Origin of the sequence: Luteimonas campi (assembly GCF_051162505.1) — a bacterium.
Lineage (GTDB): Bacteria > Pseudomonadota > Gammaproteobacteria > Xanthomonadales > Xanthomonadaceae > Luteimonas.
On sequence record NZ_JBNWEM010000003.1, the window covers coordinates 105,869 to 129,971 of the forward strand.

Consider the following 24,103-nt stretch of genomic DNA (forward strand, 5'->3'; position numbering starts at 1 on the left):
AGCGTCCCAAGCGCCATCCCGCGGTCGGCATCGGTGTTCGATACCGGCGCGACCACGCTGGCGAAGCGTCGGCCCAAGACCGCCACGCGACGGCGGCACCCATCGCTGCCCGTGCAGCTGCATGGCGAGTGGGAGCACGACCGTTTCGATTGCAGCTGATACTTTTCCTGGGCGCTTGCCTTGCAGGACACGACCTCACCGGGCGCTCGGGCGCGGCGAAATTGTGTAATGTCCGGGTCTCTTCCGCCGAAGGATTCCTGCCATGCGCCTCCGGGTGTCCGCCTGCCTGCTGGTCGTGCTCGGCCTGTGCGCCAGCAGCGTCCCCGCCCACTTCAGCGTGGACATGAGCGAGACCCACAAGTCGCGCTACGGGCCCGGCGAGATCAAGAGCGCGCCCTGCGGACGCCCCGAGGGCGAGCGCGGCACGAATGTCTACACCTACGCGCCCGGCGAGACCATCGAACTGGCCTGGACCGAGTACGTCGGGCATCCGGGCTACTACCGCATCGCCTTCGACAACGACGGCGACGACGACTTCCGCGATCCCGCCAGCATCAATCCGGCAGGACGCACCTGCAGGGTGGGCGAGCCCAACTGCGGCACGGGCGACTTCTACAACAACAAGACCGTGCTGATCGACGACTTCGGCCGGCACGACGATCGACCGGACGGCAAGCGCTATTCAGTCGAGGTCAAACTGCCCGACGTGGAATGCGAGAACTGCACCCTGCAGATCATCCAGGCCATGACCGAACTCGACAAGGCGCCTTACGACCCCTCGGCCGAGGACGCCGACGACCTGTACTACCAGTGCATCGACCTGCGGCTGCGGCGGGACAGCTAGCCGCGCCTCACAGGCTGAGCAGGCCGGGCACGGGCCGCGTCACGACATCCGCACCGATGCCGCCCAAAGGTCGCTCCGGATGCGCGACCGGCCAGCTGGCCCGTCCGTGTTCCGGAGGGCAGGGCGCATCGGCTGCCTGCCTCGCCCACTCCACCCGGTTGCGCCCGGCGGACTTGCCGCGATAGAGCGCCGCGTCCGCCGCCTGCATCGCCCGCGCCAGCGAGGCCTCGTCGGTGAAGCGCCCCGAGATGCCCACGGTGACGGTGCAGCGCAGTCCGTCGCGGCCCGGCGCCTGCAGCATCACCGTCGAGGCGATGGCGCAGCGGATGCGCTCGGCCACCTGCCAGGCGGTCCGGTCGTCGGCCCCCAGGCAGACCGCCGCGAACTCCTCGCCGCCCATCCGGCAGACCAGGTCGTCCTCGCGGACTGCCGCCCGCAGCACATCGGCCACGGCGCACAGCGCCGCGTCCCCGGCCTGATGGCCGTACCGGTCGTTGATGCGCTTGAAATGGTCCACGTCGATCACTAACAGGCGCGCGCCGGCGCTGCTGCGCCGGAAGTGCAGGTTCAAAGCCTCGGTGAGGCCGCGCCGGTTGAGCAGCTGCGTCAGCGGGTCGCGCGCGGCCACGCTGCGGAGCGTGTCGGTCAGCCGGCGCAGCACCAGCCATACGATGGACGGCGGGATGATGGTCGCCAGCGAGCACATGTACACGTAGAAGACCATCTGGAACTGGCCATCCATGCTCAATGCCGCCAGGCCACCCGACAGCAGCTTGACCAGCTTGGCGACGTTCAGCACGCAGATGCCGCCGATCAGCAGGACGAACACCACGACCTCGCCACGAAGATCGCGGGCGAAGGTGCGCAGGCCCACCAGCAGCGCACCGACCATGACCGCGAAGCACAGCGCGCATACCGCCGAGAGCAGCGCATAGCGCGCAACCGTGCCCCAGACCGCCTCGACCACGGCCTGCGCGGCCGCATAGCCGAAGCCCAGCAGCACCAGCGGGATCAGCAACGGCGGCCGGCGACCGAAGAAGCGCGCACCGCCCACGGCATAGGCCAGCAGCGCGCACAGCGTGAGCGAGTGGTTGACCACGCTCATCGCGCTCCATCCCGGCGGGCCTTCCAGCAGCTGCAGCACGTAGGCCGAACCCAGCGCGAGGTTGCCCACCGCGAATGCATCCGTCCCCATCTTCTCGCCGCCCAGGCGCCGGCTGATGAGCAGGAACATCACGGTGAAGCTCAGCAGGTAGACGCAGAGCATGCCGACGAGGAGGGTGGCGATCATCAGCGTTCGAAGCCAGGCAGCAGCGGATGCGGGAGGGGCAGCTGCGCACCGGCGGTGGCCTGGCGCAGCGATGGGGGAAGCATCCTTGCGGCGAGCGGCCGGCCGCACGGCCGCATCGTGTCGAACGCCCGTCCGGCCCCGAGGGCCTGAGAAGGCAACGGCCGCGCCGCCGCAAACTTGAGCGCCGGCCGCCTGTTCCCGGAGCGGGTCCATCCCGCGGCGCCGCCTGCCGCAGCGCGGGCACCGCGCCCGCGGACAGGGCCTAGACGAAGAAAGGCGGACCGAAGCCCGCCTTTCCGTTCTTCCGGCATTGCCTCGGGGCTTACTCGGTGGCGGCGCCACCCACCGTCAGGCCGCTGGTGTCGACATTGGTCACGCCCTTGATGTCGCGCGCGATGCGCGTCGCGGCATCGACCTGGGCCTGGCTCTCGACCTGGCCACGCAGCGTGACCACGCCGTTGAGCGTATCGACGTTGATGTCGAGGCCGGAGACCTCGGTGTCGGCCAGCAGCGACGACTTCACCTTGGTGGTGATCCAGGTATCGTCGACGGGCTGGTCGGACGCCTGGCCATCGCCCAGACTGGCATCGGCGGTCGCGTCCATGGCCGGATTCGTGGTGGCCGTATCGGCGGTCATCGGATCGGTGTTCATCGGGTCGGTGGCCGGCGGGGTGGCCTGGTCGGCCGGCGTGGTGGCCGGGGCCATGTCGGCATCGGCCGCAGCCTGGTTATCGGTATCGGCAGCGCAGCCCACGGCGAGCGCGAGCGCGGACGACAGGGCAATGGCGAGGGGAATGCGGGACATCTTCATGAGGTGACTCCTTGGGCGGGAACGCACGGAGTGTGCGCAGGCCCCTGTCCACGACGCGTGACTGCGCGACCGCCAGCATTAATCCGGCTTAAGCGGCCTGGGGCGCGCGAGCTGAACGCCTGGACGGCCATCCACGCCGGATGAGCAGCCTCTCGCTCCGACGCCATAGAGGCCACTGCAGCCGAGGTTCCCGCTGCCGTACCTCACTGATATCCATGGCCAGTTCGACCGGTCCTGCAGCAGGGATCGCGCAACGCAGGCCGACATGGTTCGGTGGTCACTTCAGACTTTCCGCGTCACCCGGCGCCGCGCCCCTGCTCGCGTTTCCAGTCGTCGGTGAGCATGCCCGAATAGCCCCAGTCCTCTTCCGCGATTTCCTGGATCACGATGTGGATGTGTTCCGGCTGCTTGTGCAGCACCCGGACCAGGGTGGCGGTCATTTCCCGCACCAGTTCGGCTTTCTGCGCGCGGGTGGCGCCCCTGGTGATCTGCAGGTTCACGTACGGCATTCGGTGGCTCCTGATGGGCGGGTGCGACACGTTTCGGCAGAAGCCGGGGCGGATGGCGGAGCGGGCCCGCGGCAGGCGCGAGCCGCCTCAAGGCGGTTGCCCCGATTCCGGCGCGAACCTTTGGGCGTGATCGCCGATGACATGGCTCAATCGGGCCGGCGCGCCCTGTATTCGGCGACCGTCTGCGCGGCGGTCGGGTTCGACATCGCCATGCCGTTGATGAACACCGCGGGAGCGCCGCGCTTGAACACTTCGATCGCGCGGTCCACGCCGGCCATCTGTTCGGCCGTTGGGTCCGCGAGATCGAACGAGAACGCGTCGCTCCTGACCACTGGAATGCCCTGCCGGGCCAGTTCCTGGACAAGCATCTCGGTGCGCTGCGCCTGCTCGGAGGGGCAGTTGCGTGGCGCGAGCACCAGGACCGAGCCGCGCGACACGCCGCCGGGCCTCTCGACCGGCACGAAACCGTTCGCGCTCGTGGCGACTTCGGCCAGAGGGTCGGCCTTCGGCCACAGCTGGTAGGCGCCGTACAGCGCGCAGAGCAGCATCAGCATCATCGCGATTCGCACGAACACCTCCCCAGGTCGAGCGGTGGCTTGGCCGGCTGCGGTGCGCCAGCGCCGGGCGGCGCCTCAGCCGCCGGCGCGCGCGCCAGGCGAACGGCACTCCGGGTCAATCGATTCCATCCGTATTCCCCGGGTCCCGCTCAGCCTGCCGCTTCTTCCCAGCTGCCGCCACCCATGCCGCAGCTGGCGGGAAGCGCCGCGAGGTCATCATCGGTGCGTTCGTAGTAGAACGCCACCAGGGCGGGCTGTCCGAAAATTCCGCGGCAGCTGCCCTGTGCCGGCGTGGGGCAACGTGCCATGTACGCCAGGCTGCCGGCCTGGCCTTCGCCGATCCGGGCCGAGGTTGCGGCCAGGCCTTCGCAGAGCTGGCGGTGCTCGTCGGCGGGCATGTCGGCCCCGGCCTGGAGGCAATCGCGGGAGCGGATCTTGCGGCCGAGGATCTCGAACTCGCCGGCGATCATGCAGGCCTGTCCGCCTGCATCCGCCTTCCGGGTCGACGGTGCGGAACCCGTGGCCGGCGCTGCATCCGCGGGGGCTGCAGTGGCGGAGGTTGCCGCGTCGGTGGCCGTTGCCGCAGCCGTGGTGGCAGCGGAGCGCTCGCCGGCGCAGCCAGCGAGCGTGAGCACGCCTGCGGCGATCAGAGGGACCAGCATGGTTCGCACGATCTCGTTTCCGTTGGTTGAACGGCCCGGATGCTATCAGGCGATTCAGAGGAATGGCCCTGGGCCCCGCCTGCAACGGCGACGCAGGCAGACCTGGCGCGACGTTGGTGCTATCTGACAACGGTCGTTCTCGTGGAGGAGACGTTAGGCCTGATCGACCGGCCGCCAATCGCTAACGACCGGTCGCGTGCCGCTGCACCCGATGGCCGTCGCGCTCGCCCCACCGCGCCTCATGCCGCGGCTACGGCCTCGATTTCAAGCAGCCAAGCGCTGTCGTAGATGCCGGCGATGATGATCGTCAGCGCAGGAGACCGCTCGCCGAGGATCTCCTGGCGCAGTCCGCCGCTCTGCGCGATCAGCGCCCGATCCGACAGGAAGATGGTGACCTTGACCAGGTTGTCGAAGCTCATGCCTGCAGCGTGCAGCTGCGCCTCCACGTTGCGCCAGGCCAGGCGGTACTGGTCGGGATAGGCGACCGGCACCGTGCCGTCGGCATGGGCCGGCACCTGTCCGCTGATGAAGAGCAGGCGCTGGGCGCCGGTCACGAGGCTGGCCTGCGCATACGCAAGGCCGGTGGGCTGGATGGGCTGGATCTGCAAGGGGCTGGCGCTCCTGGTGGGGGCTGCAAGCGTGGCGATCGCCAGGCCTGCGGGCATGCCGGCGAGCTGGCAGAATCGTCGGCGGCTCATGTGGGGATGGCGGCTGTGCATGGCATCCATGCTGCTTGCCTGGCGGCCCGCGCGGAGCCGTCAAATCGCCGGACAGGACCGACAAATGTGCGGGGAGCACGCCTGATGGATGCGATCGACCGGCGCCTGCTGGCGCTGCTGCGCGAGGATGCCAGCGTGCCGCTGAAGACCCTGGCGGCTGAAGTCGGCCCGTCGCGTAGCACCGTGCGCGACCGCATCGCGCGCATGGAGGCCAGCGGCGTGATCAGCCGCTACACCATCGAGCTGGCGCGCGACCCTCGCGGCGTGGGCGCGGTCTGCGCCCTGCGCCTGGCCCGTACCCCCGATCCGGTCGTGGTGGCGGCCGCGATGTCGATGCCGGAGGTGCTGCGCTGCTATGCGCTGGCGGGCGATATCGACCTGCTGTTGGAACTGGAGTGTCCGGATTCCGATGCGCTCAACGCCGCACGCGATCGCATCGCCGCGATCGCCGGGGTGGAGGAGGTGACGACGCGCGTCGTGCTGTGCAGGTACAAGTCCGGCGCCTAGAGGCGGTGCGGTCCGCGCAGGGCAGCGCGGCGGTTCGCGATGAAGGCCGGCGAGGCGTCGCGCGCAGGCCCTGTCAGCCGCGAAGCGGCGCGAACATCACAGCAATCGGGTTCAAGAATTCCCTTCACCGCCCGATAGATGGTTTGATGGCCATGGTCGGCCGGCCGCGGCGGGCCGGGATGACGGCCGTCCCCGTCCGGCCGCTTTCGCTGTGCGATGGGTAAGGCGGCATCTTGCCGTTGTCGTCAGGGAGCCGGATTCATGCCAGCAGAGGAAGCGGGAGGGGCGCGGGGCGAGATGGGTGCAGACGAGGTCAGCGCACGCGGATGGCTGTCCAGCTCCGCGCTGTGGGCCCTGGCGCTGCTGCTGCTGGGGCTGCTGGGCACCGCGGCCATCGCGCATCATGAGTGGAAGCAGCAGCAGCGGGGATCCGAGCTGCTGCAGCAGGCCCTGGCCACCGCGGCGCAGTCGCGCATGCGCCAGCCGCTGAATGGCGGGGCGATGGTGCTGCGCTCGATGCAGACCGTGTTCCTGTCCAGCAAGGGCATGAACCAGCAGGAGTTCGCCCAGTACCAGCGCAACCTGCGCCCGCATGAACTGGCCCAGGGCTACGTGCTCACCGCATTCGCGCAACGCCACGCCAGCCCCGAGCATCCCGCGACGGAAGCGTATCGCTACCAGTTCGTGGCGCCGCTGGAAGGCAACCAGGTGCTGGTTGGCTTCGATATCAGCCGGCAGCCGGAGAATCTGCGGGCGTTGCGGCTGGCCCGCGACCGCGACCTGCCGACCGCCTCGGCACCGTTCCCGCTGCTGCAGTTCCAGGGCGAGGCGGACAGCCCGCTGGGAATCACCTTGCGCCTGCCGGTCTATTCCCACGGCACGGTGCCGGCGACGGTGGCCGAACGCCGCGCGCGCGAGATCGGCGCGCTGGCGGTCAGCCTGCGGCTGGAGCCGATGATCACCCAGGCGCTGCAGGGCCGGGTGCTGGAATACATGCACGTGCACATCCGCGATCTGGACGCGCCGCCCGGCCAGGATCTGGTATTCGCCTCGGCGCAGCCGGCCGCGGACGTCCCGACGCAGGCGCGCATGGTGGATTTTGGCGGCCGCCGCTGGGAGATGCGGCTGTGGCCCCGCAGGGGCATCACCGAATGGGGACAGCTGCGCTCGATCCTTGTCGCCGGCACCGCGATCAGCGTCCTGATGGCATTGCTGCTGTGGTCGCAGATGACCACCCGCCACCGCGCGGTGGAGCTGGGGCGGCGCATGAGCGTGCGCTTCGGCGAGAGCGAAGCACGCTTCCGCACCCTCAACGAACTGCTGCCGGCGCTGGTGCTGCTGGCCAATGGCGATGGCAGCCGGATCACCTACGCCAACCAGGCCTCGCGCGAGTTGCTGGGCGATGTGGTCGGGCTACCGCTGCGCTCGCTGTTCGCCAGTATCCGCGCCTGCGAGGACGCCATCGCCATGGCGATGAGCGGCAGCGGCTGGCGCAGCCAGGAGGCGATGCTGGCGCCGGAAGACAGTGCCCCGTTCTGGATCAATGCGTCGCTGGCGCAGGTGGAGGTGGAGGGCGTTCCGCACCTGCTGATGGTGGCCACGGACACCAGCGCCCAGCGCGCGATGACCGAGCGTCTGCACTACCAGGCCACGCACGACGAGCTGACCGGGCTGCTCAACCGTCGCGAGTTCGAGCGGCTGCTGCGCGAAGCGCTGGCCGGACACGAGGGCGCTGCGGCGGCCGTGCCGTTCGCGCTGCTGTACTTCGACCTCGACCAGTTCAAGCTGATCAACGATCTGTCCGGGCACGCGGCCGGCGACCAGCTGCTGGTGCAGCTGGTGCGGGCGATGCGCGCCGAACTCGGCCCAGGCAGCATCCTGGCCCGGCTGGGCGGAGACGAGTTCGGCGTGCTGGCACCCGGCGTCGACCTGGCGCAGGCCGAAGCGCTGTCCGAGCGCATCCGCCGCTGCATCGAGGGGCATATCTTCCGCTGGCGCGAGCGCACCTATACGGTCAGCGCCAGCATCGGTCTGGTCATGGTCGAGCGCAAGGGCAGCACGCTCAAGGACCTGCTGGCCTGGGCCGACAGCGCGTGCTACCAGGCCAAGGAAAGCGGGCGCAACCGGGTCTGCACGTATCGCGATGATGCCGCCAGCACCCATCGCATCGGGGAGATGGAGTGGGCCAACCGGCTGCGCGGGGCGCTGGAGCAGGGGCAACTGCTGCTCGACTATCAGGAGCTCGTAGCGCTGGACCCGGCGGCGGACGATGGCGTGCACGTGGAGCTGCTGCTGCGCATGCGCGACCCTGCTGGCGGCATGATCCTGCCCGGCGCCTTCATCGGTGCAGCCGAGCGTTACGGGCTGATGCCCGCCGTGGACCGCTGGGTGATCCGCAGCGCGCTGGCCAACTTCTCGCGGCTGCATCCGTGCGGCGCGCAGCTGCGCAGCTGTTCGATCAACCTGTCCGGTGCCAGCGTCGAGGACGACGGCCTGGCGGACTTCATCCTCGATGCGGTGGCCACGTTCGGAGTGCAGCCGCAGCGGCTGTGCTTCGAGATCACGGAAACCGTGGCGGTGCGCGATCTGCAACGCGTCGCGCAGGTGATCGAGCGCCTGCGCGCGGCCGGATGCCGCATCGCGCTGGACGACTTCGGCGCGGGCATGTCCTCATTCGGTTACCTCAAGAACCTGCCGGTGGACAGCATCAAGATCGACGGCAGCTTCGTGCGCGACCTGGGCCGCGATCCGGTCAGCCGAATCATCATCGATGCGGTGACCCGGATCGGCCACGAACGCCAGCTGCGGGTGCTCGCCGAATGGGTGGAGGAGGAGCGCGTGCTGTCGGTGCTGCGCGAGCTTGGTGTGGACTATGCGCAGGGCTTCCTGCTGCATCGGCCCGAGCGGGTGGTGTTCCAGCGCGACGTCTCGTGATCGTGGGTCGCTCTTTCCCTGCTGCGCGGTGTGTGGGATTGCTCCCGGCGCGTGCCCTGCCAACAGCAAGCGGCCTAACCCGCGTGCATGCGCCCCAGGAACTCCAGCATCAGGCGCACGACCTGGTCGAGGTGGGTTTCCAGCAGCCAGTGGCCGCCGTCGAGCAGGTGCAGCTCGGCGTCGGGCAGGTCGCGCAGGTAGGCGCGCGCGGAGGGTTCCGGCATGTAGTGGTCGTGGGGACCCCACACGATCAGCGTGGGCGGGCGATGGCGGTGCAGGTACTCGCGGTGAGCCGGGAACCATTGGCGGTTGGGCTTGAGGTCGGCCAGCAGGTCCACCATCGCCTCCACGCGGCGCGGCGTGGTCAGCGACCAGTGCAAACGCCACAGGTCGGGCGGGACGTGCTGGCGCAGCTCCGGCGCTAGGTCGTTGAGGAACTCTTCGCGAAATCCCGCTTCCGTCACCGCCTCGCGGAGTGCGTTGCGCATGGCATCCGGCGCCAGCGCCCAGGTGGCCTCGATGTCGACGTACTTCGGACCCAGTGCGTCCTCGTAGGGGATATCGCCGTTCTGGATCACCTGCGCGACCACGCGCCGGGGATCCATGATCGCGAGCCGCGCCCCGACCGGCGATCCGAAGTCGTGGAGATAGAGCGCGAACCGCTCGATCCCGAGCGTGCGCACGAAACCGTCGAGAAACGCCGCATAGCCGTCGAAGCTGTAGTCGAAATCCTCGGGAGTCGCGCTGTAGCCCATGCCCGGATAATCCGGTGCAAGCAGCCGCCAGCGATCGGCCAGCCGTGGCATCAGGTTGCGGAACTCGAACGAGGAGCACGGGTAACCGTGCGGCAGCAGCAGGACAGGCGCATTCTCCGGGCCGGCCTCGCGGTAGAAGGTGTCCACCCCCAATACGTCCACGCGCCTGTGGCGCACGCCCAGCCGCAGTTCCAGGTCCGCGGGACCGGCTGGCGCGGTGTGGGGGATGGTCGCGGTCATGTGGCGGCTCCGTGCAATGGCCGTCAGCGAGTGTCCGGCTGTGCCCGGCATCGATCCGTGAAGAAACCGGGACCGGCATTGTCGAGCCGGCGAAACATCAGATCGTGCCGTCCAGTGTCTCTGGAACCAGTTCCCTCAGACGGCCGATACAGGCACGCGCAGACGACAAGTCGATTCGCGCTCGCCCCGTTCGTCGAGCCAGCGGGGGCGCGCCGTGCGCCCTGCACACCGACTGGAGACCGCCATGCTCAGCCTGCCATGCATTGTCGAACGCAACGCCACGCCTTACGTCGCGCTCAGCAGATACGTCGTCCTGCCGTTCGACGACGAGATGCCGGACATCCTCGCCCGTCTGTCGGCCTACCTCGCGCAGCGCGGGCTGCCGGCGACGGGTCCGCTGATCCTCAAGCACAACGTGGTCGACATGCCGCGCCTGCAGATGGAGTTCGCCGTGCCCATGGCGCACCCGGCGGAGGCAGAGGGCGAGTTCACAAGCGACGTGTTGCCCGCCGGCCGCCACGCAGAGATCAGCTACACCGGCCCATACGACGACCTGGTCACCGTCAACGCGGTGCTGATCGGCTGGGCGCGCCACGCTGGCCTGGTGTTCGACAGCCGCCACCAGCGCGATGGCGAGTGGTTCGCGCACCGCTCCGAGATCTGTCACATCGGCCCGGCCGAGTGGCTGGACCAACGTGAGCTGCGCACCACGGTGACGATCAAGCTCAAGGATCCGTGAGGCGCGGGTCGCGGAGACGTGCCGGGTTCCGCCACGTCCCGGCGGGAACGGGCTGGGGGCGCGCGCGCTTCGGCTGCCGGACGGTCGATGCGGCTACTGTGCAGGTTGCGGCGAAGTCTTGTCAGAGGGATGGTGCAGCGGCAACACCCGGTGGCGAGGATGGCGGGGCTCGCGCGGTGCGCTGGCGAGATTGCCCATGGCCTCGTTCCCGTCGGGTCGCTGGACCAATGCCCCCTGACACCATTTCCCGGCCACGCCTGCTCGGTGCGGACGAAGGAAGGGGAAGGGAGGCGCACCAGTGGCCTTTGCTCCTTGGTCTGGAAGCGCTGGGACATCGACGCTGCCGCCCTATACTCGTGGGCCGCAGGCTATCCCACCGAAGGACCCGGAACATGACCGATCGCAGCCGCCGAGAAATTCTCTTCGCCGCCACCGCCCTGGCTGTCGGCGCGACCGCCACCGGGTCCCGCGCGGTCGCTTCCACGCCCGCCAGCAAGGCATCGTTCCCGCCGGTCGTGCACCACGTGTTCTTCTGGCTGAAGAATCCGGATTCCAAGGAGGATCTCGCCAGGCTGCTCGCCGGATTGCGAACCTTGGCGGGCATCGACACCGTGCGCGGCATCCACATCGGCGTGCCGGCGGACACCGAGCAGCGCGGCGTCGTCGACGGCAGCTACAGCGCCTCGGAAATCCTGTTCTTCGACGATGTGGCCGGGCAGAACGCGTATCAGGTGCACCCCATCCACCAGCAGTTCGTCGCCGACTGCGAGCATCTGTGGAAGCGCGTGGTCGTATACGACGTCATCGCAAGTTAGAAATAGGGACGGAGGGAATTAAGGGATTCCCGACAGCCGGACGCGGAACGATCCGACTGCACACCAGCGATGGGGAGGGCAGGGTGGCGACCATCACCCCTCTGCCCTGCCCCCATGCCCCGCCCGCCCCGCCTGGAACTGCCCGGCATTCCGCTTCACGTGACGCAGCGTGGCGTCAACCGCTGCGCCATCTTCCTGGACGACGACGATCGCCATCACTACCGGCGGGTGCTACGCGAAGCCACCCGCCGGCTCGCCGTCGCCATCCACGCGTTCGTACTGATGGACAATCACGTGCACCTGCTGCTGTCCGCAGGCTGCGCCGGCGCCATCTCGCAGGCGTTGCGCCGCGCCGGACAAACCTATGTGCAGTCGTTCAACCAGCGCCACGGCCGGGCGGGGGCGCTCTGGCAGGGGCGCTTCAAGTCCTGCCTGGTCGATACCGACGCCTACGTGCTGCGGGTGATCCGCTACATCGAACTCAACCCCGTGCGAGCGGCAATGGTCGCGCAGCCGGAAGACTACCTGTGGTCGAGTGTCCGCACCCATCTGGGAACCGCGCAGGATCCCCTGGTCGTGCCGCATCCGGTCTACATGGGACTGGGAGACTCGCGGGAGGTGCGTACCGCGGCGTGGCGCGAGTGGCTGCACGCGCCGCTCGATGCCGATGAAACCAGCCGCATCCGTGCCTACATGGCGCAGGAGCGGGCGTTGGGCGAGCCGCGGTTCCAGGCGATGGTCGAGAAGGCCCTCAACCGCCCCGCTGCGGTGAGGCCAAGGGGCAGGCCGGTGCGGGCGAAGGAAGTGGAGGGGGTGGATTAATTACCTCCGTCCCCTTTGCGCTCCTTTGCGCTAAGGCGAAGGACAAGGTACGTCGCCAGATACAGCACTGCGATGCACAAGCCCGTGTCGCCGACCAGGATATCCCACAGGCCGGAATGCGGCCCGGCTACAGTCAGCAGCAATACGGGGAACGCGAACTGGAAGAAGAAGTTGTGGGCGGCATGAACGATCGTGGCGATCCACACAGAGCCGGAGCATGCCCTGAGTTCGCTGAAAACGAAGCTCATGGCGATGATGCCGAACCCATAGACCAACGCCATGAGCAGGGGCTGGTCCGTCTGGTAGAAATCCCCGAAGGCGATGAGCGGAAGGTGCCAGGAAGCCCACACGGCCCCGCAGCTGAGGTAGGGACGCCTGAAGCCCCCAGACATCATCTTTGGCAGCAGAAATCCACGCCATCCGAGTTCTTCCCCGAAGGCGCCCAGCACGCCAAGCCCGAGCACGGTGAGAAGGACCGGGGCGATCTGGGTGAGCGCTCCTGGGGCGATCGGCGAGAAGCTCCGGATGCCAAAGGCGGTCGATAGAACACCCGCAAGCGAGGCCAGCAGCAGCGGGATTGCGATGGCATAGAAGTAGTAACGCTTCCTCCCGACGCGAAATCCAACGTCCCTGAAACCCGACTTGCTGACGAGCCTCAACGCAAGGGAAAGCAGGCCCGGAATGCACATCAGGGCGACGATCCAGAGGGGGCCAAAGTGCCTGACGCCACCATTGAGAATGATGAAGGATTCGAAGCCCCAGCTCACTGCAAGGACCAAGATGATGAAGATCCACGCCTGCTTTCTGTCGTTCATCACGCGTCCGGGGTCTGATGCCTCACTCTCGACTCGAGCCGGACCGCGAAGTGGCTTGGTGAAGATGCGGCCACTCCAGTCCGTCTCCTCTGTCCGTCGAACGGACCAGATCTTGTAAGCAATGGACTGGGCAGCGTTGAAGTCGCTCTTCTGGGTGTGACTCCCCCGCCTGCACCAACGACATTCTCGAAGGGGGCGACGTTCCCCAGTGCGTGCGGCGATGTCCGAGTGTCCGCACCCATCTGGGGCCACGCAGGGATCCGCTGGTCGTGCCCCATCCAGTCTACATGGGGCTGGGGGACTCGCGGGATGTGGGTGCCGCGGCCTGGCGCCGCTGACTGCGCGTGCCGCTCGACGCCGATCAAACCAGCCGCATCCGGGCCTACATGGCGCAGGGACGGCGTGGGCGAGCTGCACCTCCAGGCGATGGTCGAGAAGGCGCTCAATCGCCCGCAGCGGTGAGGAGGCAAGGGCAGGCCGGTACGTGCAAAGTGGAGGGTAGGCGTGGATTAATTACCTCCGTCCCTTTTGTTCATTCTTGTACAGAATAGTGTTCAATTGCCCGACTTTTGTTTACTATTCCAAACATGAGAAGCCAGACCAAGACCCTCCCCATCCGCCTACGCAAGCCGGTGTCCGCTTTGGGAAGGCGGCTCGCCGACGCGCGCGTCGCCCGCAGGATCAGCCAGTCCCTGATGGCGGAGCGATGCGGCGTTGGCCGGGTCACCATCTCCAAGCTGGAGAACGGCGATCCCTCCGTGGGCATGGAGACGCTGTTTCGCTACCTGGGAGTGCTGGGGCTGGAGGGTGACATCGACCTGCTGGCCGGCAACGACAAGGTGGGTCACGAGCTGGCCATGGCTCAGCTTTCCCGCAAGGGCCGCAAGCCCACTGCCCACGCGGTGTCGCGATGAACCATGTGGCGCCGCTGGACATCGCCGGCCTGACCGCGGTGGAGGTGCTGTACGACAACCATGAGCGGGATGAGCCCGTGCTGGTGGGCCAGATCCTGCGCGATGTCACCCGGAGTGGTGACCGGCTGAGCTTCGTGTACGACGAAGGGTGGTTCGGTGCCAACGGCTGCTTTCAGCTGGATGCCACCCTGCCGCTCTACGCGGGGCATCACTTCATGGGCAGCGAGGGAGGGGTGGATGCCATCGCCCCGGCGTTCGACGACTGCTCCCCTGACCGCTGGGGCAAGATCCTGATGAAGCGGCGCGAGGCGATACGGGCAAAGGCCGAGGATCGAAGGATTCGCGGCCTGCGATCCTGGGACTACCTTCTGGGCTCGCCGGACTCTGGACGCATGGGTGCGCTGCGGATGCGCGATCCGGCGTCTGGCCGATGGCTGGATGACTCGGCACTCGCGGCCCCGCCCGTGACACACCTGGGTGAGCTGGAGGCAGTGGCGCGGGCAGTGGATTCCGGCCGGGACCTGGCCGCCGAGGAGCAGGTGTGGCTCCGTCAGCTGATTGCCCCTGGCGCTTCCCTGGGTGGCGCCCGGCCGAAGTCGGGATTTACCAGCGTCGATGGGCAGTTGTGGCTGGCCAAGTTCCCGGGGGGCAACGACGAATACGATGTGGGCCGCTGGGAGTTCATCACCTGGCAGCTGGCCCGGCAGTCGGGCATCTCCATGCCGGATGCCAGGCTGCTGCCCTTGTCGGCCAATGGCCATACCTTTGCGGTGCGGCGCTTCGATCGCGACGACCAGGGGCGGCGCATCCATTACGCATCGGCCATGACCCTGCTCAACGCACCCGACAGTGAGGGGGTGAGCTACCGGGACATCGCTGACGGGATCGGGCTGTCGGGCGCGCCTGGCGCGATCGCGGACGATCTGGAACAGCTTTTTCGCCGGGTGATCTTCAACATCCTGGTTGGCAACCGGGATGACCACCTGCGCAACCACGGGTTCCTGCGCATGGATGGGGGATGGCGTCTGTCCCCGGCCTTCGATGTGAACCCGAACCCGCACAAGGATGTGCACGTCCTGGGTGTCGCGGGTGACGATCCCGCTCCTGACGCGGGCGGCGCGCTCGCGGACCACCGGCACTACCGGCTCACGAAAACCAGGGCAGGAGAGATTGCCGACCAGGTGCGGGAAGCGGTGGCCGGCTGGCGCACGGTGGCAAAGGCTGCCCGGGCACCTGGTGCGGAGATCGACCTGATGGAGCCGGTGATCGACAGCGCCCGCTGAGCCTTGGTCTGGCTCGGCGAATATCCTCCGTGCCATCCGGTCGCTCCCGGGGCGGCACGCCGCCCCCGGGGTATCGGTCTACTCCGTCCCCTTTGTTCGGTCCCCTTTTGTTCGACTAATTCGACGTTGACCCTGCTTCTGACGCCATTCTTCATGCCGTTGACAAGACGTCGTAGTGAACTACGCGTGGCTCGCGCTCCAGGAGGTACTCATCGTCTTCCGGGTAATAGCGCGCCTCGTCGTAGTTGTCCCCAGCAAAGGCTCGAATCGCTTCGTACGAATCCCAGAAGGTGATGATGAGGAAATGTGCCACGCTGCCTTCAGTGCGTCGAAGGAGCTGCACACCTTGATTGCCCGGAGTGGACGCATAGTCCCTCAGGCCCGTGCGGAGCAGGTACGCGTGGTATGCGTCGGCTTGCCCGGCCGGAACGCGGCCATGCCAGGTTCTAGCAATCATGGGATCTCCGTTGCTTGGGCATGTGGCCAAACTGGCGCTTATACGCCGCAGGAGTCAACCTGGGATATCACGCAGAAGCGCTGGGGCATCGATGATGTCGCCCTATACTCGTGGGCCGCAGGCTATCGAAACCGAAGAGGGGCGGAGGCAATTAAAGTGGACTAATCACCTCCGTCCCCTTTGTTTCGCTTTGTTCGCCCGCGCGGGGCGGCAGGTAGCGTGGCACCTTCTCCTGCAGCAGCTGGACAAGCTCCGGCGCCATGTACTCGTACTGGTCCGGGATGCCCAGGACCGCGACGCGCTTGCCGCGCAGCTGCGGCTGGAATCTGACTGCGATCTTCGCCCGGTGGGACGTCTCCATGACGAGCACCGAGTCGGCCCAGCCGATGAGCTCGGCCGACACCGGGCAGTCCGCGTCATGACTCGTGCCGGCCGATGCGGTCTCCACCCCTGGCCAATCCGCGAACACCTGTTCCGCGGTCGGGCTGCGCAGCCGGTTCTTGCCGCAGACAAACAGGACGTTGTGCGTAAAAGCGTCACCTGCATCGACACTCGCCTATTGCGGCGTGGAAGTGAACCTAACGTTCCTCCGACCAAAGGCGACCAAAGGGACGGAGGCAACTTAAGTAGATTAATCACCTCCCTCCCCCATTTCGCGTCCCCTTTGTCCCTTTGCCGCTAGAACAATGCCCCAAGATCATCGCCGAACCGAAACCCGGACAACAGCCACCCGCCCGCGCCCCGGTACCACACGAACTGCCAGTTCACCCCATAGAACTCGCGCCGCTGAATGAACATGAGTCGCACGACGCTGTCGCCGACGGTGTCGTTGCGCAGCAACTCGTAGTCGAGAATGCTGCCGTACCGTGCCTCGGCATTGGCCATGGCATCGCCGAGCTTGGTGGCCAGATTATCCATTTGTCCGGCCGCGATGATGGAGTTGGGCCGCAGCAGGTCGAAGGCTGCCTGCGAATCTGAGCCAACGGACTGCATCACCCGGTCGCTGAGTGCCACGACATCGTCGATGGACGGGATGGGCCGGGCATCCGGCGGCCTGGTGGCGTCGGGCTGTATACCAACGGGCGCGGCGTTTGCAGCCAAGAGCTCGGTGAGCGCCGAAACGTATTCGTCGTAGGCGTTCTTGCTTCCCGGTAACAGATGGGTCGCAAGGCCGGCCGCGCGGTTGGCTGCAAGCGAGGCGCGGACGTAGCGCCGGCCGAGCGGCGTGCCATAGAACGTGATGAGCGCGTCGATGTCCTCATCGCTCAGACTGACGGACAACGAGCCGGCGAAGGCGGCAAGGGCGGGCTCCGTCGCGTGTGCGCAGCCCTTCGCCAACATGTCCAGGTACAGATTGCTCACCTCGCTCCAAAGCTCATGGCCGGGAGCGATGCCTCCGAATGCCTCGGGCGAGTTCGCGGCAAGCGTTGAAATGTCCTCAGCCCTCGCCTTTTCCCGGCACACGGCCAAGCTGTCTTCGAAGGCCTCGCTGAACTCCATTGCCTTGGCCAGGGCCTCGGCCCGATCCACCGGGACCGCGGGTTCGGCAGCCCGGGCCTGAAGCAGGGCGGTTGCGATCAAGAGACAACAGGCCGCGACGTTCCTCATTGAGTCCCTCTGTCAGGTGTGTGTGCGCGAGCGGTGAATCTACCTGACAAAGGCAGCGCTGTGCACAGCCCGGATGCAGCTTCTTGGCGAATGAAGGGGCGGAGGTGATTAAATCGGCTAATTACCTCCGTCCCCTTTTTCTTTTTCGTGCTCATCTCGCAGGCATTGCGACGCGCCGGGCAATCCTACGTCCAGTCGTTCAACCAGCGCCACGGCCGGGTGGGGACGCTCTGGCAGGGGCGCTTCAAGTCATGCCTGGTCGATACCGACGCCTACGTGCTGCGGGTGATCCGCTACATCGAACTCAACCCGGTGCGTGCGGCGATGGTCGCGCAGCCAGAGGAATACCCGTGGTCGAGTGTCCGCACCCATCTGGGAACCGCACAGGATCCCCTGGTCGCGCCGCATCCGGTCTACATGGGGCTGGGGGAATCGCGAGACGCGCGCGCCGCGGCATGGTGCGACTGGCTGCACGCGCCGCTGGATGCCGATGAAACCAGGCGCATCCGCGCTTACATGGCGCAGGAGCGGGCGTTGGGCGAGCCGCGCTTCCAGGCGATGGTCGAGAAGGCACTCAACCGCCCCGCAGCGGTGAGGCCGAGGGGAAGGCCGGTGCGGGCAAAGGAAGCAGAGGGGAGGACGGATCAATTACCTCCGTCCCCTTTGTTGGGCTTTGTTCCCGAGGAGGAGATCAATCCGCTCCGTCCCCTTTTGGTCCCAGCGGCGACACGAGCTTGATCCACTCGACGCGATAGCCCATGCGTTCGTACAGTGCGCGCGCGCTCACGTTCTCGGGCAATACATACAGCTGCATCATCCGATATCCCTTGCCGCATGCCCAGTCCTGTGCGGCGGCGATAAGCGCGCGCCCCACACCGCGCCCTTCCGTTCCCTCGGCCACGACGATGTCGGACACATGGCCGATCGGCGCCTGCGTGTAGTAGTCGATCACCGTCCGGACGTGCACGAAACCCACGATTCCGCTCTCGTCCTCCGCCACCAGGACCTCGACCTCCGTGTCGCGCTGTTCGATGGCATTGGCGACGGTCTGGATGTCCACGGCGACGATCGCATCGTGGTTGCGGCCAAACGGAGTGCCGTGATCGGCCAGACGTGGCACCAGTGCAAGGATGGCGTCGCGGTCGGTAGGTGTGGCGTTGCGGATGTGCATGGCAGCCCGTCCCGCTCCTGTTGCTACAATGGAGAACTTAAGTTATACCATGTAACTGAAGCCAGACTCGCCAACAAGGATCAGGAATGGACGCCGCAGTTCGACGCCGACCCGCTAGAAACTCCGCGCTTAACCCGCTGCCCCGCCTTTTCGCCAGGCACTTCGCCGATGGTGTCGTCGTCCGGACGGAGAACCTGGGGTCATGCTGGCGCCTGGTCCGCATTCATTGCCCAGACATGACCCGGCTCGCCTACGCGCCGGGGCAACATGTTCGCATAGAGATCCATGACCCTTTCTCCCTCTACGGCATAGTGCGGCCAGTCGAAACCATGCGTACCTACACGATCTGGGACTGGGACAGACAGGCGCTGGAGTTCGAACTGCGCGCGCACTTGTACCGCAGCGATGGCGATGGCATCGGCCTGAACTGGATGCGTGATGTCCGCAGTGGCGATAGTGTCCGGTTCTGGGGACCGCAGGGCAACTTTCTGGTCGGAAGCGCACCTCGCCATCTGTTCATCGGCGAGGAAACCGCATCGGCGGCGTTCCGACCAATGCTGAGGGCGATTGGTGGGGCCGAGGCAGCGGTGGCCATTCTCGAGGCCGATGGGCCTGACGAGGCGCTGCCGCTCGACGTGCCGAATGGCGAAGTTCGGCGGGTGTACCGGCATGGCGCATCGCCGGTAGCCTCGAGCATCCTGTTGGACGCAGTCGCCGAAGCCAGGATTCCTGCGCTTGGTACCATCGCCTACATCGCCGGCGAAGCGAAGACATGCCAGATGGTCCGCAGGCACCTCATAGCTGAGGGGTGGGAACCAGCGAGCGTTCAGGTCAAGCCCTTCTGGGCGCCCGGTAAGCGCGGCTTGCATTAGGCGCGCCGCATGGCTACATCCATTCCCCACCGCAGGGAGCGATTGCGCGAAGCCGCCCTCGCAGAGATCCGCGTGATTGCGCGGCGGCTGCTGGTGGAGGGTGGCGCTGATGCGGTCACCATCAGCGCCATCGCGCGCACAATGGGGATGAGTGCCCCGGCGCTCTACCGCTACTACCCGAGCCACCGCGACTTGCTCGCCGCACTGGCTTCACAGCTGTATGGCGACCTCGCTAGCCGATTGGCATTGGTGCGCGAAGCGGCCGGCTCGCCTGCGTCTGCTGCGCCCCTGCTCGCGATGTGCCGGGCATTGCGAGCTTGGGCATCCGAGCATCCGGCGGAGTTCCGGTTCCTCTTCGCAAGTCCGTTCTTGGCCGAAGCCAGCGACGCTGGCGGCGCTTTCGGAGATCTGTTCCTGGAGGAGGTTGCCCGCATCTGGCAACGCAAGCCATTCCCGGTACCCGACGCACGCACGTTGTCTCCCGCGCTGCGGAGCCAGCTACGCGCCTATTCTGAGCGCACCCGCGGCCGCCTGCCGGCGGCAGCGATACATGTGTTCCTCAACGGCTGGGTAAAATTGTGCGGCGTGCTTACAATGGAGGTGCTGGGACAACTCGATTTCGCGCTGACCGATGTCGAACCCTTTTACGAACAAAATTTGAGAGAGCTGTGTGCCATGCTTTCGCTTCAGTACCGGGTGCTCGAGAACGAAAACAGCGGCGTACGGAGCTAAGGGTTTCCCGCTCCAGCGTCGCCTGCCCGTAGGCTTGCTGCAGCCGCCCCGAGCTGCCGCTCGTACCGCTCGCGCACGTCAGAGCTGGTCCGGGCAGAAGAACGGGACGGAGGTAATCTGGTCAGGTTAATTACCCCGTCCCCTTGGATTGATTACCTCCGTCCCCTTTGTGTGAGCCGACATGGCGCTGGGAATCGCGCGACGCGCGTGCCGCGGCGTGGCGCTGCATGCGCCGCTCGATGCCGGCGACCAGCCGCCTCCGTACCTACATGGCGCAGGAACGGGCCTTGGCGAGCCGCGCTTCCAGGCGATGGTCGAGAAGGCGCTCAGCCGCCCCGCCGCGGTGAGGCCGAGGGGCAGGCCGGTGCGGGTGAAGGAAGTGGAGGGAAGGGTGGGTTAATTACCTCCGTCCCCTTTGTTAGTCCTCTCGGGTTGACGGACTTTACAGCTTCACGTGGTACGGCTCAGTGGGGGCAGGTCAGCGAGCCGCGCTTCCAGGCGATGGTCGAGAAGGCGCTCAGCCGCCCCGCCGCGGTGAGGCCGAGGGGCAGGCCGGTGCGGGTGAAGGAAGTGGAGGGAAGGGTGGGTTAATTACCTCCGTCCCCTTTGTTAGCTTGGGGTATGTGCCCTAGGTCCACTGTCCGAAGAGCCGTGTTCACTCCACTCCGTTCCCCTTTGTTGCCCCACCCTGACCGCGGTCTTTCGCCCTCAAATTAGGTCGATGCGCCTCGCGCTGTGGTCCCCAATCAGCCATGCGAAATGCTCCAACAAGTCAACCTTGCTGCGTCCGCCACCAACGGTGGCGATTAGGTCGTCAAACCCAAGCTCTACGACTTCATTTCGCCGCGGGTTAATCAACACCCCCACTTGCCATTCTTCGCCTCGTCCCTCAATCGCCGCGGAATAACTCAATAGCCAGTAGGTCAGTAGCTGCCGATAGTCGGCGGCGCCAAATCTCCTCGCCGCACACTTGACTTCGATCAACATGGATCCGCAAGAGAAGTCGCCCCGCCCTGACGCAATCCACTGATACCCAGGAATCAACGGTCCTTGGATAATAGGGCGCCCAGCCGAGAGATCTTCTACCATTATCGAGAGGCTTGTCCCCACGTAACTGGCAATGTTTTTATCGACATCTGAAAGGAGCTCGGGAATCTTTGCATCGAAATGATTTCGTTGCCTTCGAGTTGCGGCAGCCAGCGCGGCATTCCAATCGACTTCCTCTGCGCCGTCGATGAACTGCTCACCTGCGGCGAAAGCCAACTCAAACAGCATCGCGTGCTGAAGTGAACTATTTTCAACCAGTTCCTCGGACACCGCCTCGCAGAGGGTCGGGTGGGAAGCTGAGTTATTCAGATGCAAGACCAAGCCAGGCGCCAGTTGGGGAAACAAGGCTTCAGCGATGCTTGGGATGTCGCGTGCGACCGTGCGAGGGTCTCGATGCATTGTGTGGGCCACAGTCAGGCCTCGCACCAGTTCATGTAAACCTTAGCGAAGGTCAAGGCCTCATCTTCTCGCTCCAACCCAAGCGCCCAAGACGTTATAGCGTTCCTCTTCTCCTGCAGCCGGAAGCTTCTTCCATCTTCGCCAAAGTTTCCAGCTCCAAGCCATAGCATTCGCTGTTGCTCCGGGTCCATGCCGCCCCAAAGGTTTCTGGCAAAGATGAAGCTATTTCTGTCCTTCCACTGTCGCCAGCAATCAATGCAAGCGCGTCGAACCGTCACGCTATTGCTCCCATGAAACAGCTGGCGCAGGAACCTGCCGCGCCTCTCGGTTCTACTAAACCGCAACGTTCTCAGGTAGTGCAGGCAGTTGGCCTCTGAAGCGAGGAGGTGACCTGAGTTTGCAGGAATACTATCGAGAATGGCATCTAAGCCATCGAAGATCTCCCTGAACGTCTCTTCGTCAGCTCGGACAGCAGCAATTCCGCGCATGATCGTTGACCATGACGCCCTGAACGCATGCAGGTTACGTGGGGCGAGTAGCGTTCGGCACAGATCTAGTGCAACCCCAGGCGAATGTAGCCTCAGTGTGCGACCGATCTGCGCGACCAAGAAGGTGTCTGGTTGCGACTTTTGAAGTTCCAGATCTAGCAAGGTCTGGATCTCAAGTGCTCCAACCGTGTCCCGCAGTTCCTCGTAGTCGTCGCGAGGGTTGTCCGAATAAGGGTCAAAGTGAAGGTCTATTTCGCGCAGGCGTGCACCTTGGTCATTTCCGCCGCCCAGCTGTGTATTCACGTAGGAAACAAAGTGCTTAGCTGAAAGGAATGTTGTCTTGCTGCGATTCAGCGTTAGGCCGTAATCTGCGAGAGCGTGGGATAGCTTAGCCAGTGCTCGATAGGCAGCTTCTTGGCTCTCTGTGATCAGGACAAAGTCGTCGACATACCTGTGCCAAGCCAGTCCTTCATCTGCAAGAGCTTTATCGACTTCGGAGAGCAGAACTTCCGCTAGGATCCTGGCGCATTGACCTCCGACGGGGAGGCCGAATGAGCGGCCAGAAGAGAACTTTCCTAGCAGAATGTCCACTTGGAGGGCTACGCCGGGATCGTTAGGGAACAAGTCATCAATCAGGCTTTTCACCCGATGGTGGTAGACATGTTCGTAGAAGCTGGTGATGTCCGTTTGGACGACGATTGCCGTATCAGCAGCTTGTTCAACCTCGGCGACGCATGCTTCCCGGAAGGCTCGCCACGAGCTTTCTACATTGAAGAATCTTGGCCCCTCCCTTACGTAGCGGTATGAGTGAACTCTTTGATGACGATGCGGTTCATTTGATTCGGCGATGGCGACACCTAGACCGTTCAAATATATGTTCCAGAACGGGTGAATCTTGGTTGACACTCTGAATCCTGCTGAGCCCGCTGGAACCAACAGGCGCTCAAAGAAGACGGGGAGTCCCCGTGTCGCCCCTCTTAGCTGTTGCTCTGGAAGATCAAGCCGCTGATAGAACTCCCAAGCGACCTGCGCGAGCTCACCTTGCCTCTCATTGACGAAGCGCACGTCGACGTCAAAGGGCAGCGTATCGTTATCGCCATTTGCCCCGATATCAGCCGCTGCCCGCTGAAAGTGCGCCAGAGTGACCCCTGTCATGCCACATCCTCTCGTAAAGAAGGGCCAGCTTCACTTCTGAAAACTGGCCCTTTCGGTCTTACCACTCAGCAATGTGTCGCAAGCACCTCACCCGCACTTGCTATACCCACAGTTCAAACAAGTCGCACACCCATCCATGATCACCAGCGCCTTCGTGCTGCACTTGTGGCACATCGTCGCGCTGGGCGGGAAGCTGGTCCCGTCCCCGGTCACCTCGATATCCCCCACCGGCTCCGGATAGCCCGGGTCCTCCGGCGTGGCATCTACGTCAGAGTTTTTTTTTGACCGCTCTTCGTACTGCTTCCGCTTCTCCGCGATCAGCGCCTTCTGCGCCGCGCTCATCTCAGGGTCGTGCAGCATGCCGATCGACTTGAGGTGGTCTTCGACGATGCTGCCCAGCTCGGCCACCAGCGAGGGCATGTACACGCCGCCGGCCTTGAAGTAGCCGCCCTTGGGGTCGAACACGGCCTTCATCTCTTCCACCAGGAAGGTCACGTCGCCGCCCTTGCGGAACACGGCGCTCATGATGCGGGTGAGCGCGACGATCCACTGGAAGTGCTCCATCGACTTGGAGTTGATGAAGATCTCGAACGGGCGGCGGTGCTCGTGCTCGGTGTCGGCGTTGAGCACGATGTCGTTGATGGTCACGTACATGGCGTGCTCCACCAACGGCGACTTGATCTTGTAGGTGCTGCCGATCAGCACTTCGGGGCGCTCGATGCGCTCGTGCATCTGGATCACGTCGGCCATCTTGGGCAGCTCGGCCTCGGCCTGCGCGCGCGAGACGGAGGCGCCGGCGACGGCCTTCTCCTTGTCCTCGGGGGTGACGACGGCGTAACCGGTGATTTTCTTCTGGATCTTGACGGCCATTGCGTGGGTCCTGGTATTGCGTGTTGCCGGGGGAATGGGAGGCGGGCGCCCTGCGGCGACCCGGGATGCCGCCGTGCCCGGGGGCGC

General features: G+C 65.6%; 26 protein-coding genes. 11 read left to right on the forward strand and 15 right to left on the reverse strand.

Going from position 1 to position 24,103, the window contains the following annotated elements; translation table 11 throughout:
* Positions 1-262 precede the first annotated feature (262 nt).
* Positions 263-844 (forward strand): SCE4755 family polysaccharide monooxygenase-like protein, encoded by a 582-nt coding sequence (locus ACQYVW_RS10370; protein ID WP_434946956.1) that lies wholly within the window; start codon positions 263-265, stop codon positions 842-844.
* Between the two features lie 7 nt (positions 845-851).
* On the opposite strand, the gene ACQYVW_RS10375 is transcribed toward ACQYVW_RS10370, so the two are convergent.
* The 6 genes from ACQYVW_RS10375 to ACQYVW_RS10400 all read right to left on the reverse strand — a co-directional run bounded on the left by ACQYVW_RS10375 (position 852) and on the right by ACQYVW_RS10400 (position 5,372).
* Positions 852-2,135, reverse strand: coding sequence for a GGDEF domain-containing protein (locus ACQYVW_RS10375; RefSeq protein ID WP_434946957.1), 1,284 nt, complete (start codon positions 2,133-2,135; stop codon positions 852-854).
* Between the two features lie 322 nt (positions 2,136-2,457).
* Complete coding sequence (locus ACQYVW_RS10380) at positions 2,458-2,946, reverse strand: BON domain-containing protein (RefSeq protein ID WP_434933657.1); 489 nt, start codon at positions 2,944-2,946, stop codon at positions 2,458-2,460.
* Between the two features lie 296 nt (positions 2,947-3,242).
* Positions 3,243-3,455, reverse strand: a complete 213-nt coding sequence (locus tag ACQYVW_RS10385) for a tautomerase family protein (RefSeq protein ID WP_434933656.1) — start codon at positions 3,453-3,455, stop codon at positions 3,243-3,245.
* 146 nt (positions 3,456-3,601) lie between these two features.
* Complete coding sequence (locus tag ACQYVW_RS10390) at positions 3,602-4,012, reverse strand: hypothetical protein (protein ID WP_434933655.1); 411 nt, start codon at positions 4,010-4,012, stop codon at positions 3,602-3,604.
* A 149-nt stretch (positions 4,013-4,161) separates the two neighbouring features.
* Positions 4,162-4,482, reverse strand: a complete 321-nt coding sequence (locus tag ACQYVW_RS10395; RefSeq protein ID WP_434933654.1) for a hypothetical protein — start codon at positions 4,480-4,482, stop codon at positions 4,162-4,164.
* Between the two features lie 431 nt (positions 4,483-4,913).
* A complete protein-coding gene (locus ACQYVW_RS10400; protein WP_434933653.1) occupies positions 4,914-5,372 on the reverse strand; it encodes a RidA family protein in 459 nt (152 codons plus the stop codon).
* Positions 5,373-5,477: 105 nt separating this feature from the next.
* Here ACQYVW_RS10400 and ACQYVW_RS10405 point away from each other — a divergent pair, with 105 nt between their 5' ends.
* Together ACQYVW_RS10405 and ACQYVW_RS10410 are read left to right on the forward strand one after the other, a co-directional pair.
* Positions 5,478-5,900: an Lrp/AsnC family transcriptional regulator gene (locus tag ACQYVW_RS10405; RefSeq protein ID WP_434946958.1), complete on the forward strand. Its 423-nt coding sequence runs from the start codon at positions 5,478-5,480 to the stop codon at positions 5,898-5,900.
* A gap of 261 nt (positions 5,901-6,161) precedes the next feature.
* Entirely contained in the window at positions 6,162-8,834 is a 2,673-nt protein-coding gene (locus ACQYVW_RS10410) for a bifunctional diguanylate cyclase/phosphodiesterase (RefSeq protein ID WP_434946959.1), read from the forward strand.
* A 74-nt stretch (positions 8,835-8,908) separates the two neighbouring features.
* Here the strand turns inward: ACQYVW_RS10410 and ACQYVW_RS10415 are convergent, their stop codons facing one another.
* Positions 8,909-9,829 carry an alpha/beta fold hydrolase gene (locus ACQYVW_RS10415; protein ID WP_434946960.1) on the reverse strand — a complete coding sequence of 307 codons (921 nt, stop codon included), beginning with the start codon at positions 9,827-9,829 and terminating at the stop codon, positions 8,909-8,911.
* 244 nt (positions 9,830-10,073) lie between these two features.
* Between ACQYVW_RS10415 and ACQYVW_RS10420 the strand changes: the two genes are divergently transcribed.
* The 3 genes from ACQYVW_RS10420 to ACQYVW_RS10430 all read left to right on the forward strand — a co-directional run bounded on the left by ACQYVW_RS10420 (position 10,074) and on the right by ACQYVW_RS10430 (position 12,205).
* Positions 10,074-10,568 carry a GyrI-like domain-containing protein gene (locus tag ACQYVW_RS10420; protein ID WP_434946961.1) on the forward strand — a complete coding sequence of 165 codons (495 nt, stop codon included), beginning with the start codon at positions 10,074-10,076 and terminating at the stop codon, positions 10,566-10,568.
* A gap of 392 nt (positions 10,569-10,960) precedes the next feature.
* Positions 10,961-11,383 (forward strand): Dabb family protein, encoded by a 423-nt coding sequence (locus ACQYVW_RS10425; RefSeq protein ID WP_434946962.1) that lies wholly within the window; start codon positions 10,961-10,963, stop codon positions 11,381-11,383.
* A 114-nt stretch (positions 11,384-11,497) separates the two neighbouring features.
* Entirely contained in the window at positions 11,498-12,205 is a 708-nt protein-coding gene (locus ACQYVW_RS10430; RefSeq protein ID WP_434946963.1) for a transposase, read from the forward strand.
* Here the strand turns inward: ACQYVW_RS10430 and ACQYVW_RS10435 are convergent.
* On the reverse strand, positions 12,202-13,020 hold the full coding sequence (locus ACQYVW_RS10435; RefSeq protein WP_434946964.1) for a CPBP family glutamic-type intramembrane protease: 819 nt from the start codon (positions 13,018-13,020) through the stop codon (positions 12,202-12,204). The two genes, ACQYVW_RS10430 and ACQYVW_RS10435, sit on opposite strands and share 4 nt — an antisense overlap.
* 587 nt (positions 13,021-13,607) lie before the next feature.
* Here ACQYVW_RS10435 and ACQYVW_RS10440 point away from each other — a divergent pair.
* Both ACQYVW_RS10440 and ACQYVW_RS10445 read left to right on the forward strand, forming a co-directional pair.
* Positions 13,608-13,934 (forward strand): helix-turn-helix domain-containing protein, encoded by a 327-nt coding sequence (locus ACQYVW_RS10440; RefSeq protein WP_434946965.1) that lies wholly within the window; start codon positions 13,608-13,610, stop codon positions 13,932-13,934.
* Positions 13,931-15,217, forward strand: a complete 1,287-nt coding sequence (locus ACQYVW_RS10445) for a type II toxin-antitoxin system HipA family toxin (RefSeq protein WP_434946966.1) — start codon at positions 13,931-13,933, stop codon at positions 15,215-15,217. The genes ACQYVW_RS10440 and ACQYVW_RS10445 overlap by 4 nt, the downstream gene beginning before the upstream one ends.
* Positions 15,218-15,368: 151 nt before the next feature.
* Here ACQYVW_RS10445 and ACQYVW_RS10450 read toward each other — a convergent pair whose 3' ends face one another.
* From ACQYVW_RS10450 to ACQYVW_RS10460, 3 genes are all read right to left on the reverse strand, one after another.
* Positions 15,369-15,674: an antibiotic biosynthesis monooxygenase family protein gene (locus tag ACQYVW_RS10450; protein WP_434933642.1), complete on the reverse strand. Its 306-nt coding sequence runs from the start codon at positions 15,672-15,674 to the stop codon at positions 15,369-15,371.
* A 151-nt stretch (positions 15,675-15,825) separates the two neighbouring features.
* Positions 15,826-16,191: a low molecular weight protein tyrosine phosphatase family protein gene (locus ACQYVW_RS10455; protein WP_434947208.1), complete on the reverse strand. Its 366-nt coding sequence runs from the start codon at positions 16,189-16,191 to the stop codon at positions 15,826-15,828.
* Positions 16,192-16,352: 161 nt separating this feature from the next.
* Positions 16,353-17,255, reverse strand: coding sequence for a DUF2059 domain-containing protein (locus tag ACQYVW_RS10460; protein ID WP_434946967.1), 903 nt, complete (start codon positions 17,253-17,255; stop codon positions 16,353-16,355).
* 174 nt (positions 17,256-17,429) lie between these two features.
* Here ACQYVW_RS10460 and ACQYVW_RS10465 point away from each other — a divergent pair, with 174 nt between their 5' ends.
* Positions 17,430-18,020, forward strand: a complete 591-nt coding sequence (locus tag ACQYVW_RS10465) for a transposase (RefSeq protein WP_434946968.1) — start codon at positions 17,430-17,432, stop codon at positions 18,018-18,020.
* Here ACQYVW_RS10465 and ACQYVW_RS10470 read toward each other — a convergent pair.
* Complete coding sequence (locus ACQYVW_RS10470) at positions 17,974-18,453, reverse strand: GNAT family N-acetyltransferase (protein ID WP_434933637.1); 480 nt, start codon at positions 18,451-18,453, stop codon at positions 17,974-17,976. The genes ACQYVW_RS10465 and ACQYVW_RS10470 overlap by 47 nt on opposite strands.
* Positions 18,454-18,539: 86 nt before the next feature.
* Here ACQYVW_RS10470 and ACQYVW_RS10475 point away from each other — a divergent pair, with 86 nt between their 5' ends.
* Positions 18,540-19,325 (forward strand): siderophore-interacting protein, encoded by a 786-nt coding sequence (locus ACQYVW_RS10475; protein ID WP_492011939.1) that lies wholly within the window; start codon positions 18,540-18,542, stop codon positions 19,323-19,325.
* Positions 19,326-19,334: 9 nt separating this feature from the next.
* Positions 19,335-20,057 carry a TetR/AcrR family transcriptional regulator gene (locus ACQYVW_RS10480; protein ID WP_434933635.1) on the forward strand — a complete coding sequence of 241 codons (723 nt, stop codon included), beginning with the start codon at positions 19,335-19,337 and terminating at the stop codon, positions 20,055-20,057.
* A gap of 708 nt (positions 20,058-20,765) precedes the next feature.
* Here ACQYVW_RS10480 and ACQYVW_RS10485 read toward each other — a convergent pair.
* The 3 genes from ACQYVW_RS10485 to ACQYVW_RS10495 form a co-directional block, all read right to left on the reverse strand.
* A complete protein-coding gene (locus ACQYVW_RS10485) occupies positions 20,766-21,449 on the reverse strand; it encodes a hypothetical protein (RefSeq protein WP_434946969.1) in 684 nt (227 codons plus the stop codon).
* A 68-nt stretch (positions 21,450-21,517) separates the two neighbouring features.
* Positions 21,518-23,146 (reverse strand): RNA-directed DNA polymerase, encoded by a 1,629-nt coding sequence (locus ACQYVW_RS10490; RefSeq protein WP_434946970.1) that lies wholly within the window; start codon positions 23,144-23,146, stop codon positions 21,518-21,520.
* A gap of 87 nt (positions 23,147-23,233) precedes the next feature.
* Positions 23,234-24,016, reverse strand: a complete 783-nt coding sequence (locus ACQYVW_RS10495) for a TSCPD domain-containing protein (protein WP_434946971.1) — start codon at positions 24,014-24,016, stop codon at positions 23,234-23,236.
* Between the last annotated feature and the right edge of the window lie 87 nt (positions 24,017-24,103).

What these genes read in the sequence shown, in the direction of transcription:
- ACQYVW_RS10370 (WP_434946956.1), top strand. Translation starts at nt 263, where the DNA reads ATGCGCCTCCGGGTGTCCGCCTGCCTGCTGGTCGTGCTCGGCCTGTGC.
- ACQYVW_RS10375 (WP_434946957.1), bottom strand. Translation starts at nt 2,135, where the DNA reads ATGATCGCCACCCTCCTCGTCGGCATGCTCTGCGTCTACCTGCTGAGC.
- ACQYVW_RS10380 (WP_434933657.1), bottom strand. Translation starts at nt 2,946, where the DNA reads ATGAAGATGTCCCGCATTCCCCTCGCCATTGCCCTGTCGTCCGCGCTC.
- ACQYVW_RS10385 (WP_434933656.1), bottom strand. Translation starts at nt 3,455, where the DNA reads ATGCCGTACGTGAACCTGCAGATCACCAGGGGCGCCACCCGCGCGCAG.
- ACQYVW_RS10390 (WP_434933655.1), bottom strand. Translation starts at nt 4,012, where the DNA reads ATGATGCTGATGCTGCTCTGCGCGCTGTACGGCGCCTACCAGCTGTGG.
- ACQYVW_RS10395 (WP_434933654.1), bottom strand. Translation starts at nt 4,482, where the DNA reads ATGATCGCCGGCGAGTTCGAGATCCTCGGCCGCAAGATCCGCTCCCGC.
- ACQYVW_RS10400 (WP_434933653.1), bottom strand. Translation starts at nt 5,372, where the DNA reads ATGAGCCGCCGACGATTCTGCCAGCTCGCCGGCATGCCCGCAGGCCTG.
- ACQYVW_RS10405 (WP_434946958.1), top strand. Translation starts at nt 5,478, where the DNA reads ATGGATGCGATCGACCGGCGCCTGCTGGCGCTGCTGCGCGAGGATGCC.
- ACQYVW_RS10410 (WP_434946959.1), top strand. Translation starts at nt 6,162, where the DNA reads ATGCCAGCAGAGGAAGCGGGAGGGGCGCGGGGCGAGATGGGTGCAGAC.
- ACQYVW_RS10415 (WP_434946960.1), bottom strand. Translation starts at nt 9,829, where the DNA reads ATGACCGCGACCATCCCCCACACCGCGCCAGCCGGTCCCGCGGACCTG.
- ACQYVW_RS10420 (WP_434946961.1), top strand. Translation starts at nt 10,074, where the DNA reads ATGCTCAGCCTGCCATGCATTGTCGAACGCAACGCCACGCCTTACGTC.
- ACQYVW_RS10425 (WP_434946962.1), top strand. Translation starts at nt 10,961, where the DNA reads ATGACCGATCGCAGCCGCCGAGAAATTCTCTTCGCCGCCACCGCCCTG.
- ACQYVW_RS10430 (WP_434946963.1), top strand. Translation starts at nt 11,498, where the DNA reads ATGCCCCGCCCGCCCCGCCTGGAACTGCCCGGCATTCCGCTTCACGTG.
- ACQYVW_RS10435 (WP_434946964.1), bottom strand. Translation starts at nt 13,020, where the DNA reads ATGAACGACAGAAAGCAGGCGTGGATCTTCATCATCTTGGTCCTTGCA.
- ACQYVW_RS10440 (WP_434946965.1), top strand. Translation starts at nt 13,608, where the DNA reads ATGAGAAGCCAGACCAAGACCCTCCCCATCCGCCTACGCAAGCCGGTG.
- ACQYVW_RS10445 (WP_434946966.1), top strand. Translation starts at nt 13,931, where the DNA reads ATGAACCATGTGGCGCCGCTGGACATCGCCGGCCTGACCGCGGTGGAG.
- ACQYVW_RS10450 (WP_434933642.1), bottom strand. Translation starts at nt 15,674, where the DNA reads ATGATTGCTAGAACCTGGCATGGCCGCGTTCCGGCCGGGCAAGCCGAC.
- ACQYVW_RS10470 (WP_434933637.1), bottom strand. Translation starts at nt 18,453, where the DNA reads ATGCACATCCGCAACGCCACACCTACCGACCGCGACGCCATCCTTGCA.
- ACQYVW_RS10475 (WP_492011939.1), top strand. Translation starts at nt 18,540, where the DNA reads ATGGACGCCGCAGTTCGACGCCGACCCGCTAGAAACTCCGCGCTTAAC.
- ACQYVW_RS10480 (WP_434933635.1), top strand. Translation starts at nt 19,335, where the DNA reads ATGGCTACATCCATTCCCCACCGCAGGGAGCGATTGCGCGAAGCCGCC.
- ACQYVW_RS10490 (WP_434946970.1), bottom strand. Translation starts at nt 23,146, where the DNA reads ATGACAGGGGTCACTCTGGCGCACTTTCAGCGGGCAGCGGCTGATATC.
- ACQYVW_RS10495 (WP_434946971.1), bottom strand. Translation starts at nt 24,016, where the DNA reads ATGGCCGTCAAGATCCAGAAGAAAATCACCGGTTACGCCGTCGTCACC.